At 43.2% G+C, this 17,233-nt stretch carries 13 protein-coding genes; 10 read left to right on the top strand and 3 right to left on the bottom strand.

Going from position 1 to position 17,233, the window contains the following annotated elements:
• Positions 1-2: 2 nt before the first annotated feature.
• From QQL36_RS03395 to QQL36_RS03380, 4 genes are read left to right on the top strand one after another with little or no spacing between them, the layout of a single operon-like run.
• Positions 3-3,518 carry a hypothetical protein gene (locus QQL36_RS03395; protein WP_321568908.1) on the top strand — a complete coding sequence of 1,172 codons (3,516 nt, stop codon included), beginning with the start codon at positions 3-5 and terminating at the stop codon, positions 3,516-3,518.
• The gene (locus QQL36_RS03390) at positions 3,515-4,660 is read left to right on the top strand and encodes a hypothetical protein (protein ID WP_321568907.1); all 1,146 of its coding nucleotides are present in this window, start codon (positions 3,515-3,517) and stop codon (positions 4,658-4,660) included. Before QQL36_RS03395 ends, QQL36_RS03390 begins: the two co-directional genes overlap by 4 nt.
• A gap of 19 nt (positions 4,661-4,679) precedes the next feature.
• A complete protein-coding gene (locus QQL36_RS03385) occupies positions 4,680-6,152 on the top strand; it encodes a hypothetical protein (protein ID WP_321568906.1) in 1,473 nt (490 codons plus the stop codon).
• On the top strand, positions 6,149-6,805 hold the full coding sequence (locus QQL36_RS03380; protein ID WP_321568905.1) for an OmpA family protein: 657 nt from the start codon (positions 6,149-6,151) through the stop codon (positions 6,803-6,805). Before QQL36_RS03385 ends, QQL36_RS03380 begins: the two co-directional genes overlap by 4 nt.
• Before the next feature lie 106 nt (positions 6,806-6,911).
• Here QQL36_RS03380 and QQL36_RS03375 read toward each other — a convergent pair whose 3' ends face one another.
• From QQL36_RS03375 to QQL36_RS03365, 3 genes are all read right to left on the bottom strand, one after another.
• Complete coding sequence (locus QQL36_RS03375; RefSeq protein ID WP_321568904.1) at positions 6,912-7,568, bottom strand: response regulator transcription factor; 657 nt, start codon at positions 7,566-7,568, stop codon at positions 6,912-6,914.
• Positions 7,565-8,386, bottom strand: a complete 822-nt coding sequence (locus QQL36_RS03370) for a sensor histidine kinase (RefSeq protein WP_321568903.1) — start codon at positions 8,384-8,386, stop codon at positions 7,565-7,567. The genes QQL36_RS03375 and QQL36_RS03370 overlap by 4 nt, the downstream gene beginning before the upstream one ends.
• A 654-nt stretch (positions 8,387-9,040) precedes the next feature.
• Complete coding sequence (locus QQL36_RS03365; protein WP_083720057.1) at positions 9,041-9,505, bottom strand: hypothetical protein; 465 nt, start codon at positions 9,503-9,505, stop codon at positions 9,041-9,043.
• Positions 9,506-9,868: 363 nt separating this feature from the next.
• Here QQL36_RS03365 and QQL36_RS03360 point away from each other — a divergent pair, with 363 nt between their 5' ends.
• From QQL36_RS03360 to QQL36_RS03335, 6 genes are all read left to right on the top strand, one after another.
• Positions 9,869-10,810, top strand: coding sequence for a caspase family protein (locus QQL36_RS03360; RefSeq protein WP_083720058.1), 942 nt, complete (start codon positions 9,869-9,871; stop codon positions 10,808-10,810).
• Positions 10,807-11,844, top strand: coding sequence for an SUMF1/EgtB/PvdO family nonheme iron enzyme (locus QQL36_RS03355; RefSeq protein ID WP_321568902.1), 1,038 nt, complete (start codon positions 10,807-10,809; stop codon positions 11,842-11,844). Before QQL36_RS03360 ends, QQL36_RS03355 begins: the two co-directional genes overlap by 4 nt.
• A 17-nt stretch (positions 11,845-11,861) precedes the next feature.
• A complete protein-coding gene (locus tag QQL36_RS03350; protein WP_321568901.1) occupies positions 11,862-12,188 on the top strand; it encodes a YegP family protein in 327 nt (108 codons plus the stop codon).
• A 243-nt stretch (positions 12,189-12,431) separates the two neighbouring features.
• Positions 12,432-13,571, top strand: coding sequence for a DUF4236 domain-containing protein (locus QQL36_RS03345; protein WP_321568900.1), 1,140 nt, complete (start codon positions 12,432-12,434; stop codon positions 13,569-13,571).
• Between the two features lie 127 nt (positions 13,572-13,698).
• The gene (locus QQL36_RS03340; RefSeq protein ID WP_321568899.1) at positions 13,699-14,928 is read left to right on the top strand and encodes a PepSY-associated TM helix domain-containing protein; all 1,230 of its coding nucleotides are present in this window, start codon (positions 13,699-13,701) and stop codon (positions 14,926-14,928) included.
• Positions 14,929-15,383: 455 nt separating this feature from the next.
• The gene (locus QQL36_RS03335) at positions 15,384-17,015 is read left to right on the top strand and encodes a M28 family metallopeptidase (protein WP_321568898.1); all 1,632 of its coding nucleotides are present in this window, start codon (positions 15,384-15,386) and stop codon (positions 17,013-17,015) included.
• Positions 17,016-17,233 lie beyond the last annotated feature (218 nt).

The raw sequence follows: 17,233 nt of genomic DNA, 5'->3' as shown, positions 1-17,233 counted from the left end.
CAATGAGCAAAATCTTTCGCCTGCATAAAGGCGCTTCTGAAAATATTGAGGGCTGGCAGGAAACAGGAGGTCATTTGCATGACACATTTATCAATTCTATCAGCGACCCTGCCGGTGCAAATGCCGATACCCAGATTACATCCATTCCTACTCCATTTGCCAGGATGGACCTGGTAAGGACGGCCTTCCGAAATGTAAACCTGAGTGGTAACCTGGATGGTAATACCATCTATCATAAGATTGTATCTGATTGCCTGGACATTGCCAATATCTTTTTCAATATTGAAGCATTCACGGACCAAATTGAAATCATTGAATGGAATGCGGGGATCAGTGCTGTCGGAAATGGCATTGATATAAATGAAGATAGCGACCTCGGCAAACTGCTAAAATCCAAAGACCCCAGGCACCGTTTGTTAGGAGAAACGTTAAAGACCTTTATCTCACAGGATAGGGTCGCTTTTAACTTCGCTCATGTCAGGCAGTTCTACCTGCTTAATTATAAGAATGGTCCTGAAATGATTAACATCATTGGAGGAACCTCTCCTTCAACCCTGTTCTTTTCTTCTGCGAATGATCTGTCATTTGTGGATATCATGTTTGCCAATGATAGGGTGTTCGATAATCAATATTGCCCGCTTCATAGGCGGGACAGGGATTTTATTAAGTACCTGTATTCATTCAAGGCTGGTTTTCCACAGTTTTCAAGGCTTTTTCAGGATGTGGATGCTTATATGGCGAGTTGTTTCTCTTTACTGAGTGATGATTTGCGGGATATGATCCGCGATCTGGATGGTGGGTCTTATGAGAAGGAATACCAAAAAATATCAGTAAAGGCAGCTGGGAATAATGCTGAAATATTGGGACATCACCTGCGGGCAAAGAAATATGGCGTGGTGAATACCTCTGATGAGAATGATTTTGTGATGGATGCGTCCAGGTTAATAGAGGGGCCAATGCCTTGTGTGTTTCCTATGGAGTCGTTTAATGAACCATTGCGATTTGCAGGAGGGATATGGCAAAAAGATTATCATAGAAAGGTGCCGGCATACGATCCTAACCCGCTATCAGAAAGGATGTTGCCGAACCAGGGGCATGTGAAATACCCTTATTTGACGGTGAGTGACTTTCTGGAGCCATACCTGGTCAGGTTGCCATATCCATTGGATACGGATAAATTCTTTGGGGGTAATTATACGATCCGTTCGGGAGAAAGTGATCATGGTTATGCATTGCCTGTTAAGAAGGAGTTTTTCAGGTATTTCAAAGTGGAAGACCTGAAGGGGAATGTATCGGATGGGAAAAATCGCTTTGAGATGATGCAAATGCCTGGTGGGGTGAAGGTGATATTGAGAATTCCTATCCGGAATAACCGATATATAGAGATGTCACGGATTTACGTGGTGAACCAGTTCAGCGATAAAATACAACAGCCGGATGAAGCCAATAACCAGGGGATTATTGTAGAACATCAGTTTACAATAGCCGTCTATCCATTTTTAAAGATATCTGATCCCAGGGTGAATCCACATTACAGGGTGATGTTGGTGGACAGGGATCTGCAGGTGCTGACGAAGCATAATAATTATACACTCAACTTTTACAATGCAGATCAGCCTTCGGAGGCAATCAACAAACTCGCTCCCCGCCAGCGTAGTCATAAGCATAAGAAAGAGGGTGTCACTACGCTGTACAATATCCTGGAGCAGAACTTTGACTATATAGAGGTCGTGAATACTACCGCCAGGGCATTGTTGATACCATTATTTGTACCACAGCAGGCTGCGGGTAAGGTATTTAAGTTCGCGATTGATTTTGGAACAACGAATACGCATATCGAATATAAAATAGGGAATGAATCGCCCAGACCTTTTGATATAACAGAAAAGGATATACAGATTGGCACCTTGTATGCGCCAGATGACAGAACATTGGCTGCATTGAAAGTGGCCAGATTAGGACTGGGGGCTATTGCGCTGACTGATATTGTAAGAGAAGAGTTTTTGCCATTTACAATCGGGCCAGGGAAACAGTATCGTTTTCCACAACGTACTGTGATTTACGACAATGGCTCCTTTAACCCGGATGAAGCCAATTTTGCACTGGCAGACCTGAATATTCCATTTGGGTATTTAAAAGAGAGTATTGTATATGGTGGAGAAATCACTTCCAATTTGAAATGGGGTGTGTTCAATAACCAAAAACGGTTTGAGCGGAGAACGAGGGCATTCATGAAGCAACTGTTGTTGATGATCAGGAATAAAGTTTTGCTAAATGGAGGGGATCTCGCCGCTACAGAGATCGTATGGTTCTACCCGACTAGCATGACGGTGAACAGGCGAATGCTGCTGGATACTTCCTGGAAGGATTATTATAAACGTTACTTCGGAGAGGCGAATAAGCTCCATAGCATGTCTGAATCTTTTGCACCATTCTATTACTATTACCATAAGGAGAACGTGAGAGCGCATGACAGAAGTGCTGTCAATATCGACATTGGTGGCGGTACGACGGATATTGTAGCTTATAAAGGAGAAAATCCGATTCTGTTGACTTCATTTAAGTTTGCAGCAAATGCCATTTTCGGGGATGGATATGGAAGCAATGCCAATTCGAATGGATTTGTACAACGGTTTGAAGCAAGTATCAGTGATTCACTGAAGAATATTACTGCGAATAACCTAAGTACGGTGCTGGAAACTTTAAAGAATCAAAATTCTAACTCAATTGAGTTGATAGAGTTTTTCTTTTCGTTAGAAGATAATAAAACATTGAAGGATAAGGGCATCACGCTTTCCTTCTCGAAGATGCTGGCAGCGGAAAGTGAATTGAAGCTGGTATTGGTTTTCTTTTATGGTGCGATCATCTACCACATTGCTCAACTGATGAAAGCGAAGGGGATGGAAGTGCCGGAGTACATTACCTTCAGTGGTAATGGGGCCAGGTTGGTAAAATTAACTGATGGTGGTAACCTGGAAACCTTGAATGAGTATACAAGGATTATATTCTCAGATGTATTTGAGACAAATGCACCTGTGATTGAATTTAGGTTTAATGAAAAGTCTAAAGAAATCACATGTAAAGGTGGATTGGAATGTACTGACTTTACTCTTTTTCATAAGTTGGAAAAGCAGATCGGAACTGTGTTAGTCGGTGGCGCACAGCAGTCATTGATTCCTGGTACTTCGCTTCGTTATAGCCAGTTGAATGATGAGCAGTTGATTCAGGATGTATGTAGTGCAGTGAGTCAGTTTGTGGATAAGTTCTTTGAATGGGATAGACAATTTAATTACTACCAGCATTTTGGAGTGAATCCCAGCCGTTTTGAGCAATATAAAAAGTTATTGAAAGATAAGGTAAGGAATGATTTACAGAGTGGGATCACAGAGAAATTGAAGGAGCTGGCGGGGAATGTCAATATTGACCTTGAAGAGACATTGTTTTTTTATCCATTGATAGGAGCTATGAATAGGCTGGCCTATAAAATTTATCATCTAAATAACCTTGTAAACTCATGAAAGGAATAATCACGTTATTGATATTTATATGTTTTTTTCAGGATGGAATTGGGCAGCAAAATTCTCCGAAGGCAGTGATGCCTAAAAAGCAGGAGGAGGTGAAAAAGGGAAAGGTGGTACCTGCGTTGGAGAAGAAGGTGGTACATGCAGTAGATAAAAAGGCGGTACCTGCGTCGGAGAAGAAGGTGGTACATGCAGTAAATAAAAAGGTGGTACACACGCCGGAAAAGAAGGTAGTACACCCGGTAGATAAAAAGATAGTACCCACGCCGGTAGAGAAGAAGGTTGTACCTGCGGCAGAGAAGAAGATTGTACCTGCGCCGGTAGAAACGATTGTAGCTGTGCCAGTGAAAAAGGAAGAACCAACAGCTGTTGACGTAGATAGTTCACCAACAAGGGAAGCGGTGGTAGATACAAATCTGATCATGCCTGCGGTTGAGACAGCGTCTTCTACACAGCCAATAACGATTCCACCTCCTGAAGTCATTGAGGCAGGTACTGACTGGCAGACGTGGGCATCATGCTTGTCTATGTTATTAATAATTGGTATGGGTATTTATGTTTTTATCACTAATAGTAATATACACCGTCGGTTGTGGGGCATTGAAAAAAAGTTGAATAAAATGGGGATGCCGCTGGATTGGGAGAAAGCTAAAAGCCCTGCTGGCATTACTCCAACAGAAGTAGAACGATTGATAGCTTGTAGTCCTGTTCTGAAAAGTATTCAGGATGAATACGCTACCCTTAAAGAACATGTTGAAAAATTACAGCAACCTGCACCTCGTATGGTTGCAATGAACACCCCTGTTATTCCTGAAGAATCTGCTGGAGGTACATTTTATATGACTGGTCCTACGGGTAATAGCTTCCCTTCCAGTGCACGTTCCAATCACAGGGAAAACACGGTATATAAGTTTTACCTGCAACCTGGCGGGACGGAGGCCAGGTTTGAATTGCATACGACTGGTGCCAGCATCAATGATATTATAAAGGTCATTGAAAGCTATATTAAGCCAGCTTGTGATGAGGAGAATCTTCCAATGCCCGGTACCCGGAATATTGTTACCCGCAAGCAGGGAGTCGCTTTCCTGGAAAATGATAAATGGATCATTAAAGCTAAAGCTGTTATAAGATATGAATAGTGTGCAGGTTTTTGAAATTATGGGAGTCATCTTTATTATAGGATTGCAGGCGATCGTATTTTTCAGGACGCTGAGCCAGGTTCGGTTATTTGAGCAGATCTTCCCATCCCGTGAAGAGTTTGAAGTAATTAATGTGGGACTGGCTAAGTCACTTTTTCAATTACATCCCAATGAGTTGCTGGACAATATTAATAAGTATATCATGGAGAGTGATGAGTTGGGTGAAGAGATCGTCTATATTGACCTGGTATTTAAAAAAGGCCAGGGAAATCTGGTGACAGACAAGATCGTGCGGAATATCAATACTTACCTGGTTAGGAACAGGGGGGTTGCTTCAGATTTTCACCTGATTAAAGATATGGTGGAGCGAAATGTTGCTGTAATAGAAAATGATATTCAGCAGTCAGTATCATTGCCTTTGTATCTTGGGTTGTTGGGTACTTTTATGGGGATTGTACTGGGATTAATACAGATCTCAGGGGAAAGCCTGGCTGCCGATCCCAGTGTGGCAGGTCAAGCTATCCAATTATTGCTTGGAGGTGTGAAAATAGCGATGATAGCGAGTTTTGCAGGATTGCTATGTACCCTGGCGGGGAATAGCTATTTCTTTAAACGGGCTAAACGAATGGTAGAAGATAGTAGGAATGAGTTTTACACTTTTATCCAGACGGATCTCATGCCTTTGTTGAACCAGAATATTAATTCTACGTTGTATTCACTACAGAATAACCTGCATAAATTTAATGAAGAGTTCAAGACAAGTATTCATCAGTTAAGTGGAGCGATGGGTAAACATGTGACGACCATTCAGTCACAGGAGCGGATATTAGATACACTGAATAATATGGATGTGGTCAATTTCGCGAATGCGAATGTGGTTATTCTGCAGGAATTGCAAACCTCTATGAAACAGTTCAAAGCGTTTAATAAGTATGTGTCGGATATCAGTGAATTGGTAGGGAGTACGCGAACGTTCGCTGAAAAAATCAGCCAGGTCATGATGCGTACGGACGAGCTGCATGTAGTGGGAGATAATATTATGGCGGTGTTTAGCCAGAACCGCGAGTTGATGCAATTTTTGCAACATCATTATAGTTCGTTGGAGGATAGTCATCAGTTGATCACCAAGGCGGTGAATGGTGTGAATAACACCCTGGATAATAGCTTACAGTTGCTAAAAGACTTTACCCAGGAGCGGATGATAGAAATTCAGCAGATCACGTTGAAAGAGATTGATCAGATGAAGGATAGTTATTATGAGAAGTGGAAGCACCTGGAGAAGCTAGGGCAATTGGAGTTAGTGAATCGTCATTTGGTAGATCTCAAGAGTCAGGGGAATGATCATATAGATCGGTTTGAAGAGTTTAATGAGCAATTTGCGAAGATGCTGGAAGAGTTAAATCTGATCAAACGGTTATCAGAAGATTCATTGTCGGTGAGGTTGAGTCGTACAGTTACAAAATTGTTAGGTAAAAAAACAGCGTCAAGATGAATACAGCAAAATCTGATGCTTTCTGGCCGAGTTATACGGATTTGATGACCAGTTTGTTTTTTATTATGCTGGTATTGTATATTCTTACTTATGTACGGTTGAATTCTACGATTCAGTTGCAGGCAAATAAATTGAAGATCATAGAGACAGTAGAAGAGAATTTGCGACCCTTGAAGGCGGAGTCTTCATTATTTATTTATGAAGAGCAGTATAAGCGATTTAAGTTAGCGTTTGATGTGAAGTTTGGGAATAACCAGTATCAGTTAACGCCTGATCAGTTGGAGAATTACCAGGAGACGATCAATCATATAGATCAGGCGGGGTTGAAGTTGAAGTCAATCATTGATCATTTAAAACAGGAGCGGGCATCGGATGAGCGGTTAAGGCGGGTGTCGTATGTGGTGGTGATAGCGGGGTATGCTTCCAGGACGGGGCAGGAGGCACATAATTATGAGTTGAGTTATCAGCGGGCGTTGGCTTTGAAGAATTATTGGAAGACTAAGGGGATTGATTTTGAGGCGAAGGAGTATGAGGAATTGGTGGATTTGCAGGTGGCGGGGAATGGATGGGGAGGGATTGGGCGGTTGCCGTTTGAGCCCGATAATCAGCGTTTTTTGATACAGATTTTTCCTAAAATAGGGGATGTGAAGTGAGTGGGGTGTCAATAAGCATAAGTACTTTCTCTTATAATCAGGATGTGGATAAAGATTAGTAATGGGGCGTTTACCCCATTACTAATAATTTGCCAAATATTGTGGGTTATAATTCTACTAACCCATGCTTCACCGCATACAGCGCCAGCGTTACCCTGGTCCTTACACCTAATTTCCTAAAAAGTGCCTCCCTATACCCATCAATCGTCTTCACACTCAGATTCATCTTATCCGCTATCTGTTGATAAGTCATATCCGTGGCTACCCATTTAATAAACTCCCTTTCATTTTCAGATAAATGTATAGCGGTATTGTTGGATCGATCTAATCCATTCAGGTTTTGATGCAATACCTCAGACGCAGCATCAGAATAATAAAATCCATTAGCCGCAATAGACTCGAGCGCAGCCGTCAGTTCTTCTACTTCAATGTCTTTATGAATATATCCTTTCACCCCCATGCGTAGCATCCGCAAGATCGCTGTTTCTGATTCCAGCATGGTCATGACCAATACCTTTACATCACTATGTGTACGTTGCAGCCATTCTACCGCTTCAAAGCCATCCACTTCCGGCATATCGATATCCATGAGAATGATATCAGGAAATGGGGGTGTTCTCATTTTCTCTTTGAGTTGGTTGCCGTTGTCTGCTTCAAAGAGGATATGATACCGTTGTTGTGTATCTCCCATGTTGATCAGTTTGATCAGGCCTTTACGAAACAGGTTATGGTCGTCTACGAGGGCTATTTGGATTTTACTCATTCTTGAATAGATTTAAGGATCTGGGGTTGAGGAATAGTAATGAACACGACGGTACCGCCACCATTGCGGCTGGTGATGAGGAGTTCAGCATTGATCAGCGAGGCTCTTTTGTGCATATTCAACAAACCGGTACTCTGTTTCTCTCCGCTGTTTTCGAGGGCATCCTGTACATTGAACCCAGTGCCATTATCCGTAATGACGAGTACAAACTGCTCTTTTGAAAAATTGATAGAAGCGGTGATTTCAGTTGCTTTTGCATACTTCACGGTATTGTTGAGTACTTCCTGGCAGAGGCGGAAGAGGATGATTTCGTGTTCAGGTAAGATACGATATTCCTCACCCGCTTTGGTGATGACCACTTCGTATTTCTTGGTTTTAGCCAGCCGGTTCAGTTCATTTTCCAGTGCTTTGACAAAGCCGATGTGGATAATATGATCTGTGTTTAAATTGGCCGATAGGGCTTTTAGCTCACTCATCAGTTGTTTCGCCAGCGATTTTGTTTCGAGGATGTTTTCCCGTTGATTTGCGGGAGCTTGTGGCAGAATTTCCTGGAGGTTGATATTGATCAACGACACGAGGTGACTGAAGTTGGCGTGCAACTCCTTACTGATATGATCCAACGTCTGTTCCTGGATAGCGAGTCTTGATTGCAGCAATACATGATTAAATTGCTCGCGCATTTCAATGAGCTCCTGTTGATGTCGAAATTTCTTTTTCTGATAGAGAAATAGAAAATATACGACGGCAGTACAGAGTCCCAGAACAAGTAAAGTGGATATAATGATTGTCAGAGAGGTTGCGAATATTGAGGTTTCCATAAAAAGCTTATTAGATAACAGGAGCACAATAAGAAGTTAAGGGCTTCATTAATAGGAAAAAATAAAACGGTTAGCCGATAGTCTTGTATGTTGAAGAACCCCAACATAATTAAGAATGGCAATGACACAGCATGATAAAAGAAGATGCTGAGTGCCATCCAGAATAACGGCTCTTTTTGTATAGAGATAACGCCAGGCTCCTGCAATAGTTGCCGGAAATACAATAGACATAATGTGATGATACAAGCATGGGTGAGAATCATACTATAGGTGTTAAACTGAAGCGGCCCATGGATGAAGGCGTAGTCCAGTATTCCAAACAAAAAGATGATGCCCGTAATAAGGGGTAATAGTTTATTACGGTATAATGTCATGTTGAAAATAGCTGATAGCAGGCCAAACCGGATGATGAGAAAACAATTGTAGATCCAGAAATTGTTCTGGGAAAAATGGTAGGATCCCCATTTGTATAGTTCCCATTTCCAGGCAAGGGCCAGGATCTCTGTGAGCAGAGACAGGATAACCATGCATGCATACAGTCTATAAGGCTTAGGCCATTTTAGTCTGAATGCCTTCAGACTAAAAATGGCGCTAAGCAATAGTGGAATAAGATATAAAAATCGATGATTCAACAATCTGTACATTTAGTGTATCTTATTTTGGTCCGCCATCATTGCAGAATGGAGGGCAGGGTGAACCCAGGTTAAAGTCTTTGACGATAGGATCTTCTCCCGGGAAGTGAATAATGTCTCTTTCCTGTGCAGAGCGTTCTGCAAAGTCTGGCTCGTTTTCCAGAATTACGTTCGTGTGGGTGATGGCGCCGCCAACTTCAGTTGCTCTCGTCGTATTGAATAACAGACAAGTCTGTCCCTCGTATTGGTGACCTGCTTCATACGTACCAAAGCTGATACGGATGCCGTCGCCACCTGCAAACTCGATTTCTTCCAGCAATTTTACGAAATGTTCTTTTGAATACCATACAGAACAAGTATCGGATTTACCGATTGCCTGTGTGAGGAGCGGATGTTTTTGTGTCTTGAAACTGCTAATGCGGTCGTTGGTGATGGTTTGTCCGACATAGAAGAAAGGTAGAGGTTTTACTGTGACGTGTTGTTGCATAATGAACAAAGTTTTTTGGTGTTAAGGAAATAAAAATGCTTTTGTAAACCGTTTACGGTTGCGAAGCTATTGTTTCCTTACCCTTCAAAAATCAACGAAAAGCAAATAGGGGAAAAATCCTATGGTGGTGGAGGGAATTCCCCCTGGGTGTTAAAAATTCATTATTGGGTTTAAAATCTACCCTGGTACAAAAATTCTTCTCAGGTTTAAAATCTACCCAGGTTTAAAAATCTGCCTTAGGGATAAAAAATCTACCCGGTTTTTTAAAAAAGGGGATTTTTCCCCTGTGGTACAGGTTTTTTCCTATGGATATAACAACAACCTTTGGGGGGAAATGTTGAATCCCTTTAAATCCCCTAACACATGAGAAGAGCATTGGTTGTCGGTATTAATGATTATCCGGGCAGTGCGAGGTTATATGGTTGTGTGAATGATGCGACCAGTATTGGAGAGGTATTAAGTTCCAATGAAGATGGTGCCCCAAATTTTGATGTCATGTTGATGACGAAAGATCATAGCAAAGCGGCTATTAAATCCCGGTTGATGGAGCTATTCAGCGGGGATGATGAGATTCATTTATTTTATTTTTCAGGACATGGGATGGTGAATGAGATGGGTGGGTACATCGTGACGCCGGATTTTCAGCGGTATGATGAGGGGATTTCTATGGATGACATCCTGATGATGGCGGCGACTTCGAAGGCCATGCAAAAGGTGATTGTATTGGATTGTTGTCATGCAGGGGCGATGGGCACGCCGGTTTTGATGGGGAATGGGATGGCGGTGCTGGGGAAGGGTGTGGTGATATTGGCATCGAGCAGAGATTCGGAGAAATCGAAGGAGGTAGGAGGGATGGGGGTGTTTACGAGTTTGTTGTTGAAGGCATTGCATGGTGGAGCTGCGGATATAGTGGGGGATGTGACGGCGGGGAATATTTATAGTTATATAGATAGAGGATTGGGAGGGTGGCAACAAAGGCCGGTGTTTAAGGCGAATATTGCGCGGTCTTTGAATTTGCGTAAAGTGAAGCCACCGTTGGATTTAGGTGATTTGAGGTTGTTGAGGAGCTATTTTCCGGAGGTAGCTTATGAGATGCCATTGGATCCTAGTTATGAGTATACGGTGGAGGGGGCGGATTCGGAGCATATCAGGGTGTTTAAGGTGTTGCGGAGGATGCAGGGAGTGGGGTTAGTGGAGCCGGTAGATGAGGAGTATATGTATTGGGCGGCAATGAATAGTGGGAAGTGTAGGTTGACGCCATTGGGGATGTATTATTGGCAATTGGTGAAGGAGGGGAGGATATGAAGACAATTGATGTAGCCATTTCGGTGGCGGAAGAGGATACGTATGTGGCGGATATGATTGCGGCAGAGTTGAAGCAATTGAATGTTCGGTATTACTATTATAAAGAGGAGAAGGATAATTGGGGGAAGCATTTGATTAATCTGACCATGGATGCATATGGGAAGCGGACGAAGTATGTGTTGTTGATAACGAGTCGGTATTGTGTGAATAAGTATTGGTCTGGTATTGAGCAGCAGATGGCATTGGCGCAGTTCCCACAGGGGAATGTTTTGCAGTTGAGATTGGATGATACGGAGGTGGGGGGATTGTCGAAGCATAAGGTGTGTGAGGATTGGAAGAAGAATCCGGAAGAGATAGCGAGGTTATTGAAAGAGAAGATTGAGAAAAGAAAGTGGGAGGTGATATGGCGGTTGTTAAGGATATGTACATTCTTGTGTGTGATGGGGGGGACAGTTTTTTTGTGGTATTTGATTTATGCGTGGTGGTGCCATCGGTGGATTTTGAAGCAGGAGTATGTGCATGTACAAGGGTTGCCTATTTGTATCAGTAATATAGAAGTGACAGTGGCTGCATACAGGGAGTATTGCATGCTTACGGGTAAGATATTCCCTGAGCAGCCCATTCATTCTGTTGATTCTATGCCGGTGAGGAATGTGACGTGGGAGGAAGCGAAGGCGTATTGTGCATTTGTGAAGGGAAGATTGCCGCGTGAGATGGAGTGGCAGGCGGCGGCGCTGGCGGGGGGAAGTACGATTTATAGTGGTGGCACTTCGGCAGGGACGGTGGCGGTGTATAATAGGGTGAAGCCGGCGTTTGTGGGGCATAGGAAGGCGAATGCGTGGGGGATTTATGATATGAGTGGGAATGTGGCAGAGTGGTGTGAAGATTGGGCGGATTCGGCGCAGACGAAGAAAGTGGTGAAGGGAGGTGGGTATGATAGTGAGGTGGGAGAGTTGGCGGTGAGTAGTAAGCGTGCGGAGCGGCCGGATGAGCGATTGAGTGATGTTGGATTTAGAGTTGTAAAAGATAATTAAACTAAAAACAATATAATATGGCAAATCCCAAATTTGATCTTTTTAAATCAAGTGGTGAGTTTTATTTCCACTTAAAGGCAGAAAATAGCCAGACTATTTTATCCAGCGAAGGATATATTAGTAAACAAGGCGCTGAAAATGGCATAAAGTCAGTGAAGGAAAATGCGCCTTTGGATAAGAGGTATGTGAAAAAGGATACGCCTACCTATACGTTTGTTTTGACAGCTGCTAATGGGATAACAATAGGAAGAAGTGAAAGCTATACTACAGCTGCCGGGCGTGATAATGGTATTGCTGCTGTGAAAAGATGTGGACCTATAGCAGATATTAATGATTTGACGTAAGATTCAATACTAGACCTGTCCTATTTATCCCCATTTTGTTTTTAATTATTTACCCCAAATGAAACGATTATTGTTCTGTACTGCATTACTTGTATCTATGTTAGGATGCAATCCTATGGTTTGTACTTATAATGGACATAAGTTGAATGTTGGCCCGAGAGGAGGTTGTTATTATCTGAATAAGAATGGTAATAAGACGTATGTGGATAGATCTTATTGTAATTGTAATTAATTTTTGAAATTATGGCTTGGACCTATCGAAAACGAATCAAAATCATTCCCGGTGTTCATTTAAATATTAGTAGAAAAGGTATTAGTACTAATATAGGTGTAAAAGGCGCTAGTGTTACTTTTGGGCATGATGGTACTTATGTGAATTCTGTATTGGGAAGACATAAAATGTCGTCGAAGCCTGCGTTGCCTGCAGGGGCGAATAAACCAGCATTGCCTGGAGCAAAACCGTCTTCACCCGTACCTCATCATGTTCCTGTAACTACACCACAAGGCAACATCTTCAGCGTCGCTCCTACTGAAATTACGAACCAGGATATGCAGGGTGTGAAGGATACTATCTTATCCGCACATCAGCAAAGAAAAGAATTGCAACATGACTTGCAGCAAATAGGACTGGCATTGAAGGGTTCAAAAACTAAGCTCACGTTGAGTTATGTTTTTCTCTATGGACTTTTTGTAAAATCTATTTCACAAGGTATTAAAGAAAGAATCGCTGCTCAACAAACAGCTATTGACGAAATCAGTCAGGAGTTGGTGAAGAGCCGGATGGAACTGGATATTTCTTTTGATACTGACATCCTGCAGAAATATGAGGCTGTCACAACAGCATTCAAACGGCTCTCTCAATCTCATAAAATATGGGATGTGACCAGCGCTGTGGCAGAAAACAGGAGGGTGACAAGGTCAGCAGCTTCTACATTGGTGGATAAGAAAGAAGTGAAAATAGGGATCAAATCTATTGAAGATATCCATTCCAATTTTGAACCGTTGTGGTTCAAGAATGCCAATGGTGCGGATTTGTATTGCTATCCTGGGTTTATCATCATGTACGATACCAAAGACAGGTTTGGTATTATCGACCTGAAAGAATTACAGTTTAAGTTCCTGCCTGTGAGGTTCATAGAAAGAGGGTCCGTGCCACCTGATGCAAAGGTCATAGACCATACCTGGGACAAGGTCAATAAGAATGGCGCTCCGGACAAACGGTTCAGGGATAATTTCCAGATCCCGATTGTCAGGTATGGTGCTATCACCTTGCGAACGGCAGCAGGTGTGCATGAGGAATACGAGTTTAGTAATTATGAGGCTGCTGAGAATTTTAGTGAGGCCTTTATCGATTTCCTGAATGTGATAAGAGGAGGGTATTAACCCTCCTTTTTCCGTTTTCCGCAAATAAATTTCCCGATCCGTCTCGGTCATCCCCACTATATTCTCCAAATTTGCTAGCGTGGTTTACTATAACCATTTCTATATCAACTGATAAGGGCGAAGCGACATGAATAAAAACACTCAGCCAACAGGGAAAAAGGGGAAATCCTGGCGGGCAAAACTCAATGCCTGGTTACATTTATGGCTTGGATTAGCCTCAGGAATTGTTGTATTTATCGTAAGCATTACGGGATGTTTGTTCGCTTTTCAGAAGGAAATTTCTGAAAAGGTGCATCATGATATCATGTTCGTACAGCCTCAGCAGACCGCTACCCTCCCTATCAGTACTTTAATAAATAATGCCCGGAAAGCGCTGGGACCGGATAAGAAAGTAAACTACATAACGACTTATACCGATAAGGATAGAGCATGGGAGTTTATGACTTATGTAGCGGGAGATCCCAAAGCCATCACCTATTTTGGAAGTGTGAAATATTATGAGGCGGTTTTCCTGAATCCTTATACTGGTGAGGTGATTGGACACCATGATTTCAAGTATGACTTTTTTGCGATTGTGAAAATGATTCATTGGAGCTTGTTGTTGAGCGGGAAGGTTGGCGAACAGATTGTAGGATGGAGTGTATTGATATTTGTAATTCTGTTAATAACCGGGTTGATCCTTTGGTGGCCAAAGAAATGGACGAAGGCTACAAGAGATCAGAGTTTTAAGATAAAATGGAAGGCGAGTTTTAAGAGAGTGAACTATGATTTGCACAATGTATTGGGGTTTTATGCCATGGCGATTGCGCTGGTATTGGCATTGACAGGGTTGGTGTGGTCGTTTAAGTGGTTCCAGACGACGGTGTATGTGGTGGCTTCCAGGAGTATAACGCCGCCGGCGCATAAGAATGGGGTGTCGGATACGACGCTGGCGAATACACCACAGAGAGGGTTGGATATTGCATTTGAGAGTGTGAGGAAAGATAATCCTGCTGCGAAAAGGATTGGATTGAGTACTCCGGATAGCGGAAAGGCAGCGGTGGTGTATATGTCGGCTTATTGGGGGAATGAGGTGTATTATGATAGAGATGATTTTCAGTTTGATAAGTATACAGGGAAGATGCTGGCGAAGGTGACAGGGAAAGATAGAAATGCCGGGGAGAAGTTGATCGGGATGAATTATGATATACATGTGGGGGCGATAGGTGGGATCATTGGGAAGATTATTGCTTTTATAGTGAGTTTGATTTGTGCGAGTTTGCCGGTGACTGGGTTTATAGTGTGGTGGGGTAAAGGGAAGAAGAAGGATAAGAAGAAGGTGACGGTTTCAAAGGTGGTGCCGGCGGCAGCGGTGTAGGAATGTGGGGGAAAGGGAAGAAGAAGGATAAGAAGAGGGCGACGGTTTCAAAGGTGGTGCCGGCGGCAGCGGTGTAGGAATGTGGGGTAAAGGGAAGAAGAAGGATAAGAAGAGGGCGACGGTTTCAAAGGTGGTGCCGGCGGCAGCGGTGTAGGAATGTGGGGTAAAGGGAAGAAGAAGGATAAGAAGAAGGCAACGGTTTCAAAGGTGGCATCGGCGGCAGGGGTGTAGGAATGTGGGGGAAAGCATTGACCAGAGCGATATTATTGGATTTCGGGTAAAAAGATGATTGGTAGTAGTAGATGAAAACGTTTAATTTAAATGCATTATTCATCGCTACAAGACAGAATTTTCTAAAAAGCGATTATCATATAAAGATATTATAAAGGGTCCTGCCACAACAGGGCCCTTTTTCAATTAAAAGTGCATTATCTTAGCCCCAAAACGTACGCTGCATGAAATATTTCTATCGTATAATCCCCCTGGTCGGCCTTTTTGCCTGTCATGGACCTGAGCAGAAGCAGGCTGCTACAGCGGATTCAGTAGCCATTAAAAGCATAGACTCGGCAAGTATCGCCCGCGACATCACTGTATTATCCTCTGATGTATTTCAGGGACGTAAACCCTTTACCATTGGAGAAGATAAAACCATCAAATACCTGGAAGACCGCTTCAGAGAGATCGGACTGCAGCCAGGGAATGGGGATAGTTTTTTTCAGGAAGTACCGATGGTTGAAATTATTTCCAAGCCCAGCGGACCTTTGGTGTTCAAAGGAAAGAGCGGGAGCGTAACCCTGCCTTACCTGGATGAATATGTGATTGCGACCCGTCGTGTAAAAGAGAAGGTAAATGTGGATAACTCCGAACTGGTGTTTGCCGGTTTTGGGATTGATGCGCCGGAATATAAATGGAATGACTATGAAGGGCTGGATGTAAAGGGGAAGACTGTTGTTGTGATGGTGAATGATCCGGGTTTTTATGACAGCACCTTATTCAAAGGAAAGACCATGACCTATTATGGTCGTTGGACGTATAAATTCGAAGAGGCTGCCCGTAAAGGAGCCACTGGCGTAATTATCATTCATGACATCCTGCCTGCCAGCTATGGCTGGAATGTGGTGAGGAGCGGTTGGTCTAAACCAAGACTGGACCTGCAGACAGCGGATGATAATATGTCAAGAACGGCGATGGAAGGTTGGATGACCCTGGAGTCAGCAAAGAAAGTGTTTGCGCTGGCAGGGGTGCCGTTTGATGTAATTGAGAAAGCGAAGCATCCAGGGTTTAAGGCAGTGCCATTAGGGGTGACTACCAGCCTGGAGATTACGAATAAGATTAAGAAGTCCACCTCCCATAATGTGATTGCACAGTTGCCAGGTACAGACAGAAAGAATGAATACATTATTTACTCTGCACACTGGGATCACCTGGGTGTAGGTGAAGTGATCAGAGGTGACTCTATCTATAATGGTGCAGCGGATAATGCCAGCGGTACAGCGGCGTTGTTAAGTCTGGCGAAGGCTTTCAAGAGTCTGCCAAATGCACCAAGGCGGTCTATCCTTTTTATAGCGCTGACAGGGGAAGAGCAGGGATTGTTGGGATCTGAGTATTATGCGACACATCCTTTGTTTCCTGTGAAGTCTACAGTGGCAGATATAAATATGGATGTGATGAATACTTTTGGTCGTACGACGGATATTACGATCATTGGTAAGGGGCAGTCTGAGCTGGATGATTATGCGGAGAGAGCGGCGAAGAAACAGGGGAGGACGATTATTCCGGAGGCGAATCCTTCCGGGGGATGGTTTTTCCGTTCAGATCATTTTAATTTTGCAAAGGTGGGGATTCCTTCTTTGTATCCTGGGGCGGGGGAACATTCATTGCTGCATGATTCAGCGTGGGTGCCGAATCATAGGGCTTCTTATGGAAGGGATAGATATCATTCACCGTTTGATCAGTTTGATGATACGTGGGAGTTGTCAGGGATGGTGGAGGATATCCGGTTTTTGTTTGATGTAGGGGAGACGTTGGCGAATGAGGAAAGGTTTCCGGAATGGCGGCCGGCTTCGGAGTTTAGGAGTAAGAGGTAGTATAATGGCACTGGGTTTTAAACGGACGACTTCGGAGTTTAAGGGTAAGAGGTGGTATAATGTCATTGGCTTTTTCGTGGACGGCTTCAGAGTTTAAGGGTAAAAGGTAGTATAAGTGTACCGGCTTTTTCGTGGCCGGCTTCGGAGTTTAAGGGTAAGAGGTGGTATAATTTCATTGGCTTTTTCGTGGCCGACTTCAGAGTTTAAGGGTAAAAGGT

This window comes from Chitinophaga sp. LS1, assembly GCF_034274695.1.
In the GTDB taxonomy this organism is placed as follows: Bacteria; Bacteroidota; Bacteroidia; order Chitinophagales; family Chitinophagaceae; genus Chitinophaga.
This window is presented reverse-complemented; position numbering and strand designations above follow the sequence as displayed.